Below are 13,697 nucleotides of genomic sequence, written 5' to 3' on the forward strand. Positions count from 1 at the left end.
CGACAAGGTCTGGCCGAAGTCGGTATCGAGGGGGTCGGCGTCCGCGTCGGCCCCCTCGACCCGGAGGGAGAGTGAACAATGTCACGAGCTGTGGCCGAGGCGTCAGTCGGGACGGGCGCGAGACCCCGGCGGCGCCGGAACGCAGCCCGGCTGCGGCGCGAGCGCACCGCCTGGCTGTTCATGGCGCCGTCGCTGGTGGTGATCGCGGTGTTCATGGTGTGGCCGCTGATCCAGTCGGCCTACCTGTCGTTCACCGAGTACAACCGGATCCAGCCCGCCCGCTGGATCGGCCTCGACAACTACGTGCACCTGTTCCAGGACGACGAGGTGTGGAACGCGCTGGGCAACACCGCGCTGTACGCCGTGGTGGTCACCCCCCTCACCGTGATCCTGGCACTGTTGCTCGCGCTGCTGCTCAACCAGCCGATGGTCGCCCGGGGCTTCGTGCGGACGGCGATCTTCCTGCCGTTCATCGTCTCGATGGCCATCATCTCGTTCGCCTGGTCCTTCCTGCTGGACGGCAACATCGGCCTGATCACCTACTGGCTGGGCAAGGTGGGGATCGTGGCCCAGCAGGGCTGGCTGGTCGATCCGTCGCTGGCGATGCCGGCCGTGATGATCGTCGGGGTGTGGAAGTCGGTCGGCTTCTACATGGTGATGTACCTGGCCGGGCTGCAGTCGATCCCCGGCGAGTTGTACGAGGCCGCGCGGATTGACGGCGCCGGGCCCTGGAGCCGATTCCGCACCATCACCTGGCCGCTGCTGTCCAACCAGACCATGCTGGTCACGATCATGGCGGTGATCGCCACGATCCAGGTCTTCGACCAGATCCAGGTGATGACCCACGGCGGGCCCTTCTTCACCACCGAGACCCTGGTGATGCTGATCTACCGGGTCGGCTTCCAGAACCTGGAACTCGGCTACGGGGCGGCGGTGTCCTGGGTGCTGATGGTGCTGGTGTTCGTCCTGTCGATGCTGCAGTTCGGCTACTTCCGCAAGCGGGCGGTGACCTACTGATGACCCGGACAGACCTCCCCGTGCGCTCCACCCGGCTTCGGAACGAGTCCCTGCACAGCTGGGTGCTCGGCCTGTGCGGGATCGCGATCGGTCTGATCGTGCTGCTCCCGGTGATCTGGATGGTGCTGACTGCCTTCAAGCCGGAAGCCGATGTCGTCCAGTTCCCGCCCAGCCTGTTCCCCCGGGCGCTGACCCTGCAGCACTTCGTGGACATCTGGAACGCCATCCCGTTCGCGCGGCTCTACCTCAACACGATCATCTTCGCCGGCGGCGTCACGATCAGTTCGCTGCTGTTCGACTCGATGATGGGCTACGCCCTGGCCCGGCTGGAGTTCCGCGGCCGGAACGCGGTCTTCGTGCTGGTCATGATCCTGCTGATGGTGCCCTTCCAGGTCACCCTGATCCCGCTCTACGATCTGCTGGGCAGCTTGGGGCTGGCGGGCACCCTTCCCGGCATGATCGTGCCCCGGATGACCAATGCCTTCGGCATCTTCTTCATGCGGCAGTTCTACCTGTCGTTGCCGAAGGACCTGGACGAGGCCGCGCGGGTCGACGGCGCCTCGGAGTGGCGGATCTTCGGCCGGATCATCACCCCGCTCGCCCGGCCGGCGCTGCTCACCCTGGGGTTGTTCCACTTCCAGTACAACTGGAACGACCTGCTCTGGCCGCTGATCATGTCCGCCGACATCGAGAGTTCGACGCTGCCGGCCGGGTTGTCGATGTTCGTCGGGCAGCATGTCGTCGAGTACGGCCTGCTGATGGCCGGTTCGGTGCTGGCACTGGCCCCGGTGGTGATCTTCTTCCTGGTCATTCAGAAATCCTTCGTGGCGGGGATCGCCACCACCGGTATGAAGTGAGAGGACTGTTGTGACAACTGCCACCGGCCCGGCCTGGTACGCCGACGGACGCTTCCACTACGGCGTTGGCATTGAGGACACCTTCATCCCGCAGGAGCGTCCGGGCCACCGCAAGCTCGACCTGTACGAGCTCACCCAGCACTACGACAACTGGCGCATCGACCTCGCCCTGGCCGCGCAGTCGGGCGCCGAGCTGATCCGCTGGGGCATCCCGTGGTACCTGACCGAGCCGTCCGAGGGACGGTTCGACTTCCGCTGGATCGACGAGGTCGCCGAAACCCTGGACCAGTTGGGGCTGCGCTGCGTGGTCGACCTGATGCACTACGGCACCCCGCTGTGGCTGGAGAACGCCTTTCTCGACCCGCGCTACCCCGACCGGGTCGCCCGTTACGCCGGCGAGATCGCCGGTCGGTACCGCGGGGTGTTCAGCGACTACACCCCGCTCAACGAGCCGATGGTGAACGCCGAGTGGTGCGGCTACCGCGGCGGCTGGCCGCCCTACCTGAGTGGCGACAGCGGCTTCGTCCGGCTCGCCATGATCCTGGTGGACGGTATGCGCCGCAGCCAGGCGGCGATCCGCGAGGCGGATCCGGGCGCCACGATCGTCGCTGTCGAGGCCGGTTTCCAGTGGACCGGCGACTTCGGGCCGGGCCGGCCCAAGGACTTCCTCGACGAGTGGCGGTTCGTGATGGCCGACCTGCTCTTCGGACGGGTGGGAGCCGACCACCCGCTGCGTCCCTACCTGCTCACGCACGGCGCCAGGGCGGAGCAACTCGACGAGTTCGCGGCCACCCCGGTGCTGCCCGACGTGCTCGGGATCAACTACTACCCGGGCTTCACCAGACAGGGCTTCGACCCCGCGACCGGCAGCAGCTTCCCGGTCGAGGCCGGCCGGGCCGGCCTGCTGGAGCAGGTTCGCAGCTACCACGCCCGCTACGGCCTGCCGCTGGCGATCACCGAGACCTCCCGTCCGTCGGCCGAGCCGGGGGAGAAGATCGCCTGGCTCGACGACCTGGCCGCAGCGGTGGCCGAACTACGCAGTGACGGGATCGACCTGGTCGCCGGCTTCTGGTTCCCGATGCTCGACATGTTCGAATGGGAGTACCGCTTCGATACCCGTCCGCTGGACGACTTCCGCATCCAGTTCGGGCTGGTCGACCTGGTCCGCGGCCCGGACAACCGCCTGCAGCGGATCCCGAATCGGGCCTATCGGCACTACCAGAAGCTGGCCGCTGCCGCGCGGGACGGCGGAGCCGTCGCGGACTGAGCTGCTTCCCACCGGGGCACTCTGGTCCACGTGCCAGACTGGTGCCGGTAAGGAGGTGGGCCGATGGACGCGGTCATCGAGGCGGGCACCCTGCTGATCGCCGGTGTCAGCATCTCCGACGGGGTCTTCGACACCACCGTCGTGCTGATCCTGGACGCGGACGAGTCCGGGACCGTCGGCGTCGTGCTGAACAAGGTCACCGATGTCAGCCTGGAGAGCGCCCTGCCCCAGTGGGCACCGCTGGTCAACGCCCCCGGCACGCTCTTCGACGGCGGCCCGGTGTCGCAGCAGGGCGCGGTCTGCCTGGCCCGGCCCCGCGAGGCCGGCGACGATCCGCCCGGTTGGCGTCCGCTGTTCGACCGGATCGGCCTGCTGAACCTCGATACCCCGGTCGAGATCGCGGACGGCGCCTACTCCGACCTGCGGGTCTTCGCCGGTTATTCCGGGTGGGATGCCGGTCAGTTGGAGACCGAGTTGGAGTTCGGGATGTGGCACCTCAGCCAGGCCCGTCCCGCGGACGTCTTCGATCCCGAGCCGGCCACCCTGTGGCGGCGGGTGCTGCGCCGCCAGGGCGGCGAGTTGGCGCTGCTGTCCACCTGGACCGACCACCCGGAGTCCAACTAGCGGCTCCCGCCGGGCGCCAACCGCTGCCGCTGCCCGGCGGCATTGGACAGCCGATTCCGGTGGGGCTTTCGCAAAGCCCCACAAGGAGCTTCACTGGTCGGCGTAGACTCGGCCCGAAACTACCAAGGGAGGGTGGTTGATGTCAGAGGCCTACGGCAACCCGCCGCGGATCCTCGTCGTCGATGATGACGAAGCACTGGCCGAGATGCTGGACATCGTGCTCCGCTCCGAAGGCTTCCAGGCCAGGTTGTGCCATGTGGGTGACACGGCGATGGACGCCTTCCGGGAGTACCGGCCCGATCTCGTCCTGCTCGACCTGATGCTGCCCGGACGCGACGGCGTCGACGTCTGCCGGGACATCCGCGCCGAGTCCGGCGTGCCGATCGTGATGCTGACGGCGAAGTCGGACACCACCGATGTGGTCCACGGTCTCGAGGCCGGGGCGGACGACTATGTCGCCAAACCGTTCAAGACCCAGGAGTTGGTCGCTCGGGTGAAGACCCGGCTGCGACGCCAGATCCACACCGAGGAGGACGTGCTGCGGATCGGCGACATCACGATCCGGGTCGACGAGCACACGGTGCGCCGTGGCGACCAGGAGATCTCGCTCACCCCGCTGGAGTTCGACCTGCTGCTGGCGCTGGCCCGCAAGCCCCGGCAGGCCTTCACCCGCGAGGTGCTGTTGCAGGAGGTCTGGGGCTATCGGCACTCCAGCGACACCCGGCTGGTCAACGTCCACGTGCAGCGGTTGCGGTCCAAGGTGGAGCGGGATCCGGAACGCCCCGAGATCATCGTCACGGTCCGGGGTGTCGGCTACCGCGCGGGGGAGCCCCGTCCGGCTTCATGAGCGGACGCTGGGCGTGGTTCGCGCCGCTGAAGCTGTGGGCGAGATCGCTGCCCTTCCGGGTGGTGGTGATCACCATCGCGGCCTCGATCGCCATCCTGACCGCTACCGGCCTGTTCCTGCTCGACCAGTCGACCAAGGGCATCCTGGCCGGCAAGACCCAGGCCTCGGTGGCTGAGGCCTCGGCGGTGGTGCAGGTGATGCAGCGCGACCTGAACGCCACCGATCTGCGCACCACCTCGGTGAACGAACGGATCACCAGGTTGGCCAGGGAGGCGACCAACCGTGGCCAGGTCGGCGACCAGTACTTCGTGGTGGTGGAGACCCCGCTCTCGCTGGTCGCGACCAGCGGCCTGGACCCGGCCAGCATCCCCGACCGGATCCGGACGGCGATGGCCACCGGCGACGGCCTGTTGAGCACCCCGACACTGATCACCTTCACCGACGGCCGTGAACCCGAGCCCGGACTGGTGGTGGCGGCCCGGCTGCGGGCCCCGGGCTCGAGTTCCTACCCGGTGTTCTTCCTGTTCTCCACGCTCCAGGAGCGCCAGACCCTGGCCGCCGTCCAGCAGGCCACCTGGGCGACCGGAGCACTGCTGCTGGTCGGGCTGGCACTGACGGTGTACCTGATCTCGATGCTGGTGCTGCGTCCGGTCCGGGCCGCCCGGCTGGCGGCCGAGCGGTTGGCCGCCGGTCATCTGGAGGACCGGATGGCGGTGATCGGGACGGAGGACCAGGCGGCGCTGGCCCGCTCGATGAACCACATGGCCTCCGAACTCGACAAGAAGATCACCCAGCTGGAGAACCTCTCGGCGGTGCAGCAGCGGTTCGTCTCCGATGTCTCCCACGAACTTCGGACGCCGCTGACCACGGTCCGGATGGCCGCCGAGGTGATCCACGCCAAGAAGGACCAGTTCGACCCGCCGACCGCCCGTTCGGCCGAGCTGCTCTCGGCCCAGCTCGACCGGTTCGAGGATCTGCTCACCGATCTGCTGGAGATCTCGCGGTTCGACGCCGGCGCCGCGGAGTTGACCCTCGACTTCACCGACCTGGTCACCTTGGTGGCCGAGGAGATCGATGCGGTGGCGCCCCTGGCCGTGGAGTTCGGCACCACAATCACGATCGACGCCCCGGAGGCGGTGGTGGCGGAGGTCGACTCCCGGCGAATCCGGCGGATCGTCCGCAACCTGCTGACCAATGCGATCGAGCACGGCGAGCACCGGCCGATCCAGGTGCACGTCCGCTCTGAGGGCGAGACGGTGGCGATCGCCGTCCGCGATCACGGGGTGGGGCTCACCGCAGCCGAGGCGCGACAGGTGTTCGACAGGTTCTGGCGCGCCGACCCGGCCCGCGGCCGGCGGGTCGGCGGCACCGGGCTGGGGCTGTCGATCTCGTCGGAGGACGCGCGGCTCCACGGTGGTTCGCTGGAGGCATGGGGCAAGCCGGGGGTGGGCGCCCAGTTCCGGCTCACCCTGCCACGCCGGGCCGGTCGCGCCCCGGGTCCCTCGCCGTGGCCGCTGGTGCCGCCGCCGGAGAACCAGGAGGTGGGTCATGCGGTCGCGTCCTAGGTGGTCCTTTGGCAGCCCGCGGCTGGTCCGCACGGCGGTCGCCGGTCTGGTCGGCGTGCTGCTCGTCGGCTGCGCGACGGTGCCGACGTCCGGACCGGTGGAGGAGCACCAGTTCGGCGACGAGCCGGCCAACTCGAGCGTACGGGTGGCGCCCGTCCCGCCGGCCAAGGGGGCATCGCCGATGCTGATCGTGGAAGGCTTCCTGCACGCGATGGGCACCGACCAGGCCGGGTTCGCGATCGCTCGCCAGTACCTCACCACCGCCGCCGCCCGTAGCTGGGATCCGGAGTCACGCACGACGGTCTACGCCGACGGCACCCCGCCGCGGGAGACGGAGAACTCGGTGGTGCTGTCGACCCCGACCCTGGGCTCGTTGAACGCCAACGGCGAGTTCAGCCAGGAGACCGGCCGGCTCAGCCACGACTTCGGGCTGGTACACGACAGCAATGACCAGTGGCGGATCTCCGCGCCGCCGGACGGGCTGCTGATCTCGCGCTACGACCTGACCAACAACTACTCCTCGGTCAACCTGTACTTCCTGGACACCACCGGCACCACCCTGGTGCCCGACCCGCGGTACTTTCCGCTGAACGACGCGACCCCGCTCGACGTGGTACGGGCACAGCTGGACGGCCCCGGCTGGTGGCTGACCCCGGCGGTGCGTCCGGACGTCGCCGAGGGGATCGTGGCCGACCGGGTGGAGCCGGCCTCCGCCGGGGTGGTCTCGGTGCAGCTGAGTTCGACGGCGCTCTCGCTCGATTCCGACGAGCGGCGGATCCTGCTCGCCGAGCTCACCTGGGCGCTCACCCAACTGCCCGAGATCACCGGGATCCAGGTCAACGCCGGCAGCACGCCGTTGCCGCTGCCGGGCACGCCCAACACCGTCCTGGTGCGGGACTACTTCAGCCGGATCGCGCCGGTGGATCCCCAGGCGGCGGGCAGGCTGTTCGCCTTCCAGTCGGGGCAGGTGCGGGACGTCCGCGACCTGACCTCGTGGTCCCAGTCCTCGGCTACCGCACCGGCGATCACCCAGGCGTCCGCGCTGGCGGTGCGCGCCGACCTGCTGCAGTTCGCCGCGGTCAGTGAGGACGGCACCAGGCTGGTCACCGCCACGGCGGACGGCTCCGCCGCCACCACGCTGCTGGAGGGGACCACGCTGCAACGCCCGGCCTACTCCCGCCAGCAGGAATTGTGGGCGCTGGAGGCAGGCGCCGATGCCTCGGCCTTCCACGTCTTCGAGGACCTGGCCAACAACCCGGTCGACTTTGCCACCGACGCGATGCCCTCCGACCCGGTGATCGCCTTCCGGATCTCCCCGGACGGCACCCGGATGGCATTGGTGCTGCGCGCTGCCGACACCGACACCGACCAGTTGGGGATCGCCCGGATCGTCCGGGACGGGGACGGCGTCCGGCTGCAGAGCTTCCGGCCGATTCCGATCACGGCGGTGCCCGAGGCGGGCGTGCGGCTGCTGGACGTGGGCTGGAACACCGCCACCCAGCTGCTGGTGCTGGTCTCCCACCACGACACCGAGCGCACCACCAGCGTGGTGCGGGTGGACCAGGACGCCTCGACCTCCGACGAGATCGGCCCCAACCAGGTCAGCGGGCTGACCGAACTGGCGGTGATCCCGCAGCAGCAACCCGTGGTGCGCAACGCGACCAATGTCTACCGCTCAGAGGGCGACTTCAACTGGAAATCCACCGCCGGCGAGGTGACGGCGTTGGCCTACGCCGGCTGAGCCGGAGGCTGGCGGGCGGTTAACCCCCGTTCGCTGCCCGGGGCGGCCTGGCGAGCTCGTGGCAGCGGCTGTGGACAACTGAACCGCCGCCCGGCCGGTTGCCGACACTGCCGGCATGGAACTCCGTGGGGTGCGCGACGCGCTGGGCGACCTGGTGCTGGGGGCGCGCTGCGCGGGCTGTGGTGTGACGGCTCTGGGCCTGTGCCAGGCCTGCCGCGACGCCCTGGAAGGGTTGCGCCCGGTGCCGGTGAGCCGTTCCCTGCCCGGCTTCCCGCCGACCATGGCGGCAGGGGAGTACTCCGACCGGTTGCGGCGGGTGATCCTGGCGACCAAAGAACGGGGAGCGCTGGGCCACCTGCCCGTGCTGGGTGACCTGCTCACGCGGGCGGTGGCGGGCGTCCTGCTGACGGCGCCGGCGACGGCCACCCCCGTCCTGCTGGTGCCCGTGCCGTCGGCGCACTCCCGTGTGGTGGAGCGCGGCCTCGACCTGACCTTCGTCCTGGCCCGCCGGGCCGCCCGGCGGCTGAGCCGGCAGGGCGCGACCGTCCGGGTACTGCGGGCGGTGGGGCTGGGCCGCGTGCCGGACGACCAAGCGGGGTTGGGACGGGAGGCACGGGTGCTCAACTCCAGCGGCGCCTACACCTGGCGGGTGGGGACCGCCGGTTCGGTGGTGGTGGTCGACGATGTGGTGACCACCGGCGCCACCCTCAGCGCGATCGGTGCTGCGGCAGCGAGCGCCGGGGTAGCGGTGCTGGGTGCGGCGACCGTCGCCCACACGGCAAGGCGCGGGAACTCCCCGACCGGGATTCCCGCGCCTCAACCGTGGTGAGTCAGACAGCCTCGCTGCCGGCCTCGCCGGTTCGTACCCGGACGACGGCGTCAATCGGCACGACCCAGATCTTGCCGTCGCCGACCTGGCCGGTGCGGGCCGCCTGAAGGACCACCCCGACCAGGGCCTCGGTCTCCTCGTCGTCCACCAGCACCTCGAGCTTGACCTTCTGGATGAAGTCGATGGTGTACTCGGCTCCGCGGTAGACCTCGGTGTGGCCGCGCTGACGGCCGTAGCCGCTGACCTCGCTGATGGTCATACCGCCGACGCCGTGGCGTACCAGCGCCTTCTGGACGTTCTCCAGCTGCTCGGGCTGGATGATTGCTGTGACCAGCTTCACTTGTCAGGCTCCTGTCTTCTCGTTGGTGGGGACGTCGTCGGCGCTCAACACCAGGGTGCGCTGCACCTTGCTGGAGTAGTAGACCGGGCTGAGGTCGTAGCCGACCTCGGAATGCTCGGCCAGGTCGATGCCGCCCAGTTCGTCGGCTGCGCTGACCCGCCAGCCCATGGCGGCCTTCAGGATCAACGCGATGATCAGGGTCACCACCAGCGAGTACGCCATGGCGGAGAAGGCACCGATCGCCTGCAGGCCGAGCTGGGTGAAGCCGCCGCCGTAGAACAGGCCGGCCGCATTGTCGGGGATCGCCGGGTCGGCCAGCAGACCGATCAGCAGGGTCCCGACCAGACCACCCACCAGGTGGACGCCGACCACGTCGAGAGAGTCGTCGTAGTTGAACTTGTACTTCAGGCCCACGGCGTAGGCGCAGGCCACGCCGACCACCACGCCGAGGACGAGGGAGCCGAGCGGGCTCAGCGAGCCGGCGGCCGGGGTGATCCCGACCAGGCCGGCGACGATGCCCGAGGCGGCACCCAGGGAGGTGGCATGGCCGTCCCGCAGCTTTTCGACGACCAGCCAGCCGAGCATGGCGGCTGCGGGTGCGACCAGCGTGTTCACCCAGGCCAGCGAGGCGATCGCGTCCGAGGCGCCGGCGGACCCGGCATTGAACCCGAACCAGCCGAACCACAGCAGCGCTGCCCCCAGCATCACCAGCGTCATGTTGTGCGGGCGCATCGGCCGGGTCCCGAACCCGAGCCGCGGCCCGACCACCAGTGCCAGCACGAGAGCCGCGGCGCCGGCGTTGATGTGGATCGCGGTGCCACCGGCGAAGTCGATCACGCCGAGGCTGCCGATCCAGCCGCCGTCGCCCCACACCCAGTGGGCCACCGGGAAGTAGACCAGGGTCGCCCAGATGATGCTGAACACGGCCCAGGTGCTGAACTTGACCCGGTCGGCGATCGCACCGGAGATCAGCGCCACCGTGATGATGGCGAAGGTCGACCCGAAAGCCACGCCGGCGAAGGTCGGCACGCCGTCATCGGGGGTGCCGATGATGCCGTTCAGGCCGAAGTACTCCAGCGGGTTGCCGATCAAGCCGCCGATCGAGGTGCCCGAGGACATGCTGTAGCCGTACAGCACCCACAGCACCCCGACGATTCCAATCGACAAGAAGCTCATCATGATCATGTTCAGAACGCTCTTGGCCCTGACCATGCCGCCGTAGAAGAGCGCGAGACCGGGGGTCATCAGCAGCACGAGTGATGCGCTGGTGAGGACCCAGGCGGTGTCGCCCGAGTTGAGTTCGAGAATCATGGCCCCGAGATTGCAGGACGGCTGTTACACCCGGATTGTTCGGGTGTTACGACACCGTTAGGCACTGTTACAGCCTTGTTGCGGGAGCGGATCGGTGGGCTCGGGCGCGCCCGGTGGGTGAGTTGATGGTAAACGCCCCAGTGGGCGACTAACGTTGCGGTATGGCACGCAGCCTCCACCTGTCAGTTCGGACAGTGGGAGGGTTGGGTGCCTTTCGTTGTTGTGGGGCGTCGCCGACCGGTGGCGCCCGCCCTTACCAAGGAGGTTGACATGGACGTCCTCGTGACCGGCCGCCACCTGCAGATCCCGGACGATTTCCGGACCAGGGCGGAGGAGAAGCTCGCCTCGATCGAGAAACTCAAGGATCGTGTCATCCGGGTGGAGGTCCAGGTCACCGCGCACCCGAACAAGCGGCAGCCGGACCAGTCGACCCATGTCGAGATCACCCTCCGCAGCAAGGGACCGGTGGTGCGCGCCGAGGCGTCCGCCGAGGACAAGAATGTCGCCTTCGACCACGCCCTGGATCGCCTGAAGGCGCAACTGCGCCGGGCGTCCGATCGCCGCAAGGCCCACCGCGGGCTGCGGGGCACCGGTTCGCTGGCCGGTGCGGTTGAGGCCCCGCTGGCCGAACCGGTGGACGACGAGCGTCCGGAGGTTCGCAAGGTGGCAGGCCTGGAGGTGCACGGGGACGGGCCGCTGGTGGTGCGCGAGAAGTTCTTCGAGGCGGTGCCGCTCACCCTGGCGCAGGCGCTGGACGAGATGGAACTGGTCGGCCACGACTTCTTCCTCTACGTCGACGCCGAGTCCAAGGCGCCCAGCGTGGTGTACCGCCGCAAGGCCTACGACTACGGCGTCCTGCACCTCAGCGTCGAAGGAGCCAGGGCTGAGCAGGGCTGAACTCACCCCGGGCCAGGCGCGGCGGGTGGCCCTCGCCGCGCAGGGCTTCGGGGTCGCCGCCCCGTCCGTTGTCGGCCCGCGGCAGCTGCAGCGGGTGGTCGACCAGATCGGCCAGGTGCAGATCGACTCGGTCAACGTGGCGGTGCGCGCGCACTACATGCCGCTGTTCGCCCGGCTGGGGCCCTACGACACCGCTCTGCTGGACCGGGCAGCCGGACGGGCGCCACGCCGGCTGTTCGAGTACTGGGGGCATGCCGCCTCCCTGATCGATGTCGGGCTGCAGCCGGCGCTGCGGTTCCGGATGGCCGCGCACGGCCGTGGCGAGCCGTGGCCGGCGATCCAGAAGATCCGGGTGCAGCACCCGCACCTGGAGCAGCAGGTTCTCGATCTGGTCGGGGAGCGTGGCCCGCTGACGGCGCGGCAGATCGAGCACCCGGAGGACCGGGTGCGGGCGCCGTGGTGGAACTGGTCGCAAGCCAAGCACGTCCTGGAGTGGCTGTTCGCCACCGGTGAGCTGACCGCCGCGGGACGCAACGCCCAGTTCGAACGGCTCTACGACCTGCCCGGGCGGGTGTTGCCGGCCGCGGTAGCGGCCGCTCCCACCCCGGACGACGCCGAGGCGGCGCGGATCCTGGTGCGCCGGGCCGCAGCCGCGCTGGGCATCGCCACCGACCGCTGCCTGGCCGACTACTTCCGGCTCAGTCTCGACCGGGCACGGTCGGCGATCGCCGACCTGGCTGATGCCGGTGAGCTGATCGAGACCCCGGTGCGCGGCTGGGGCAGGCGCAGCTACCTGTGGCATCAGGCCCGGCTGCCGCGCCGGCTCACCGTTGATGCCCTGGTGAGCCCGTTCGACTCCTTGGTCTTCGAGCGCTCCCGGCTGGCCGACCTGTTCGGGGTGGACTACCGGATCGAGATCTACACCCCGGCAGCGCAGCGGGTGTACGGCTACTACGTCTACCTGTTCGTGACCGACGAACGGGTGGCAGCCCGGGTCGACCTCAAGGCCGACCGGCAGGCCGGGGCGCTGCTCGTCCAGGCGTCCTGGCTGGAGCCCGGAGCGCCCGAGGCCGAGACCGCCGGACGACTGGCCCAGACCCTGCGCTCAATGGCCGACTGGCTCGGCCTGACCGACGTGCTGGTCCGCCCCGTCGGCACCCTGGCCGCCCCCCTGGCCGCCCTCACCCCCCGCCCCTGACCCCGCCCCCGAGACACTGAGCGCCTGCCTTCGCGTCGAGCGCCCGTCCCCTGGCACGAGTGCTCGACGCGAAGGGTGGCGCTCGACGTGGGGGACGGGGACGGGGGGACGGGACGGGGCGGGGTGGGGCGGGGGGCTGGACTGGGGGGTGGTTCAGCAGGCAGACTTGCGCGATTCGCCGGATGCGGGCGCTGTAACGTCACCTTCATCTGGTGGCGCTAGCGTCTACCCGTCCTGCGTCCCGTTTTGGGACAAGTCGTCTCAGAAAGAGTCTCGCAATGCTCCTCAAGAAGACCGCCCTCGTGGCAGGGTTCGCCGCTCTGGCGCTGACCGCCCTGACCGCCTGTTCCGGCACCGGCACCCCGGCTGCGCCCAGCAGTTCGGCGCCAGCCCCCAGCACCTCAGCGTCCGAGAGTTCTACTGCACCATCGGAGAGTTCGGCTCCCGCAGCCGATCTGGAACTGGTCACCCCGGGAACCCTGACGATCTGCTCTGACGTTCCGTACAAGCCCTTCGAATACGAGGACGCCAGCAGCCCCAGCGGCTACACCGGCTTCGACATCGAGGTCGTGGACGCGATCGCCCAGAAACTCGGCCTGACCCTGAAGGTCGTGGTCACCAACTTCGACGCCCTGCAGTCCGGCACTGCGCTCGCGGCGGACTCCTGTGACATGGCGGCCTCGGCTATGACCATCACCGACGAGCGCAAGAAGAACCTCGACTTCGCCGAGCCGTACTACGACTCGCTGCAGTCGCTGCTGGTCAAGGCCGACTCCGGAATCACAGACCTCGCCAGCACTGCCGGAAAGCGGATCGGCGTGCAGAAGGGCAGCACCGGCAAGCACTACGCCACCGAGAATGCTCCCTCCGACACCACGCTGGTCGACTTCCCCGATGACGGCAAGATGTTCATCGCGCTGAAGGCCGGCCAGGTGCAGGGGCTGCTGCAGGACCACCCGGTCAACCACCAGCACGAGGTGGACGACCCGACCTACAAGGTGGTCGAGACCTACAACACCAACGAGCAGTACGGCTTCGCCTTCGCCAAGGGCAAGCGGCCAGCGCTGCTGGCGGCGGTGGGCGAGCAGCTTGCCGCGCTCCGGGCGGACGGCAGCTACGACACCCTTTACAAGAAGTACTTCGGCTGAGCCGGGTGTGGGGTGGCGCTGCCCGCCCCCCCCCACGGCGTGAGTGACGGAGTTGA

The 13,697-nt window shown here is 69.3% G+C and carries 13 protein-coding genes; 11 read left to right on the forward strand and 2 right to left on the reverse strand.

Translation table 11 applies throughout. The annotated features are described in order from the left end of the window. The first annotated feature begins 78 nt into the window (after window positions 1–78). The 8 genes from VB080_RS09630 (at window position 79) to VB080_RS09665 (ending at window position 8,747) form a co-directional block, all read left to right on the forward strand. Window positions 79–1,017 carry a sugar ABC transporter permease gene (locus VB080_RS09630; RefSeq protein ID WP_323418220.1) on the forward strand — a complete coding sequence of 313 codons (939 nt, stop codon included), beginning with the start codon at window positions 79–81 and terminating at the stop codon, window positions 1,015–1,017. After that, the gene (locus VB080_RS09635) at window positions 1,017–1,874 is read left to right on the forward strand and encodes a carbohydrate ABC transporter permease (protein ID WP_323418221.1); all 858 of its coding nucleotides are present in this window, start codon (window positions 1,017–1,019) and stop codon (window positions 1,872–1,874) included. Before VB080_RS09630 ends, VB080_RS09635 begins: the two co-directional genes overlap by 1 nt. Window positions 1,875–1,884: 10 nt before the next feature. Continuing rightward, window positions 1,885–3,141: a family 1 glycosylhydrolase gene (locus tag VB080_RS09640; RefSeq protein ID WP_323418222.1), complete on the forward strand. Its 1,257-nt coding sequence runs from the start codon at window positions 1,885–1,887 to the stop codon at window positions 3,139–3,141. A gap of 63 nt (window positions 3,142–3,204) precedes the next feature. Continuing rightward, entirely contained in the window at window positions 3,205–3,765 is a 561-nt protein-coding gene (locus VB080_RS09645) for a YqgE/AlgH family protein (RefSeq protein WP_323418223.1), read from the forward strand. Between the two features lie 139 nt (window positions 3,766–3,904). Continuing rightward, window positions 3,905–4,612, forward strand: coding sequence for an MtrAB system response regulator MtrA (gene mtrA / locus VB080_RS09650; RefSeq protein ID WP_323418224.1), 708 nt, complete (start codon window positions 3,905–3,907; stop codon window positions 4,610–4,612). Next, entirely contained in the window at window positions 4,609–6,177 is a 1,569-nt protein-coding gene (mtrB, locus tag VB080_RS09655) for an MtrAB system histidine kinase MtrB (protein ID WP_323418225.1), read from the forward strand. The genes mtrA and mtrB overlap by 4 nt, the downstream gene beginning before the upstream one ends. Further along, window positions 6,161–7,918, forward strand: a complete 1,758-nt coding sequence (locus VB080_RS09660) for an LpqB family beta-propeller domain-containing protein (RefSeq protein ID WP_323418226.1) — start codon at window positions 6,161–6,163, stop codon at window positions 7,916–7,918. Before mtrB ends, VB080_RS09660 begins: the two co-directional genes overlap by 17 nt. A 115-nt stretch (window positions 7,919–8,033) precedes the next feature. Beyond that, window positions 8,034–8,747: a ComF family protein gene (locus tag VB080_RS09665; RefSeq protein WP_323418227.1), complete on the forward strand. Its 714-nt coding sequence runs from the start codon at window positions 8,034–8,036 to the stop codon at window positions 8,745–8,747. A 1-nt stretch (window position 8,748) separates the two neighbouring features. Here VB080_RS09665 and VB080_RS09670 read toward each other — a convergent pair whose 3' ends face one another. Both VB080_RS09670 and VB080_RS09675 read right to left on the reverse strand, forming a co-directional pair. After that, window positions 8,749–9,087: a P-II family nitrogen regulator gene (locus tag VB080_RS09670; RefSeq protein WP_323418228.1), complete on the reverse strand. Its 339-nt coding sequence runs from the start codon at window positions 9,085–9,087 to the stop codon at window positions 8,749–8,751. A 3-nt stretch (window positions 9,088–9,090) separates the two neighbouring features. Next, window positions 9,091–10,398 carry an ammonium transporter gene (locus VB080_RS09675; RefSeq protein ID WP_323418229.1) on the reverse strand — a complete coding sequence of 436 codons (1,308 nt, stop codon included), beginning with the start codon at window positions 10,396–10,398 and terminating at the stop codon, window positions 9,091–9,093. Window positions 10,399–10,668: 270 nt separating this feature from the next. On the opposite strand from VB080_RS09675, the gene hpf reads away from it, so the two are divergent. From hpf to VB080_RS09690, 3 genes are all read left to right on the forward strand, one after another. Then, on the forward strand, window positions 10,669–11,295 hold the full coding sequence (gene hpf / locus VB080_RS09680) for a ribosome hibernation-promoting factor, HPF/YfiA family (protein ID WP_323418230.1): 627 nt from the start codon (window positions 10,669–10,671) through the stop codon (window positions 11,293–11,295). A gap of 25 nt (window positions 11,296–11,320) precedes the next feature. After that, the gene (locus tag VB080_RS09685; RefSeq protein WP_323418231.1) at window positions 11,321–12,493 is read left to right on the forward strand and encodes a winged helix-turn-helix domain-containing protein; all 1,173 of its coding nucleotides are present in this window, start codon (window positions 11,321–11,323) and stop codon (window positions 12,491–12,493) included. Window positions 12,494–12,771: 278 nt separating this feature from the next. Continuing rightward, window positions 12,772–13,641, forward strand: a complete 870-nt coding sequence (locus tag VB080_RS09690) for an ABC transporter substrate-binding protein (RefSeq protein WP_323418232.1) — start codon at window positions 12,772–12,774, stop codon at window positions 13,639–13,641. Window positions 13,642–13,697 lie beyond the last annotated feature (56 nt).

It is taken from the genome of Propionicimonas sp. (genome assembly GCF_034927565.1).
In the GTDB taxonomy this organism is placed as follows: domain Bacteria; phylum Actinomycetota; class Actinomycetes; order Propionibacteriales; family Propionibacteriaceae; genus Propionicimonas.

What these genes read in the sequence shown, in the direction of transcription:
- VB080_RS09630 (WP_323418220.1), top strand. Translation starts at nt 79, where the DNA reads ATGTCACGAGCTGTGGCCGAGGCGTCAGTCGGGACGGGCGCGAGACCC.
- VB080_RS09635 (WP_323418221.1), top strand. Translation starts at nt 1,017, where the DNA reads ATGACCCGGACAGACCTCCCCGTGCGCTCCACCCGGCTTCGGAACGAG.
- VB080_RS09645 (WP_323418223.1), top strand. Translation starts at nt 3,205, where the DNA reads ATGGACGCGGTCATCGAGGCGGGCACCCTGCTGATCGCCGGTGTCAGC.
- mtrA (WP_323418224.1), top strand. Translation starts at nt 3,905, where the DNA reads ATGTCAGAGGCCTACGGCAACCCGCCGCGGATCCTCGTCGTCGATGAT.
- mtrB (WP_323418225.1), top strand. Translation starts at nt 4,609, where the DNA reads ATGAGCGGACGCTGGGCGTGGTTCGCGCCGCTGAAGCTGTGGGCGAGA.
- VB080_RS09660 (WP_323418226.1), top strand. Translation starts at nt 6,161, where the DNA reads ATGCGGTCGCGTCCTAGGTGGTCCTTTGGCAGCCCGCGGCTGGTCCGC.
- VB080_RS09665 (WP_323418227.1), top strand. Translation starts at nt 8,034, where the DNA reads ATGGAACTCCGTGGGGTGCGCGACGCGCTGGGCGACCTGGTGCTGGGG.
- VB080_RS09675 (WP_323418229.1), bottom strand. Translation starts at nt 10,398, where the DNA reads ATGATTCTCGAACTCAACTCGGGCGACACCGCCTGGGTCCTCACCAGC.
- hpf (WP_323418230.1), top strand. Translation starts at nt 10,669, where the DNA reads ATGGACGTCCTCGTGACCGGCCGCCACCTGCAGATCCCGGACGATTTC.
- VB080_RS09690 (WP_323418232.1), top strand. Translation starts at nt 12,772, where the DNA reads ATGCTCCTCAAGAAGACCGCCCTCGTGGCAGGGTTCGCCGCTCTGGCG.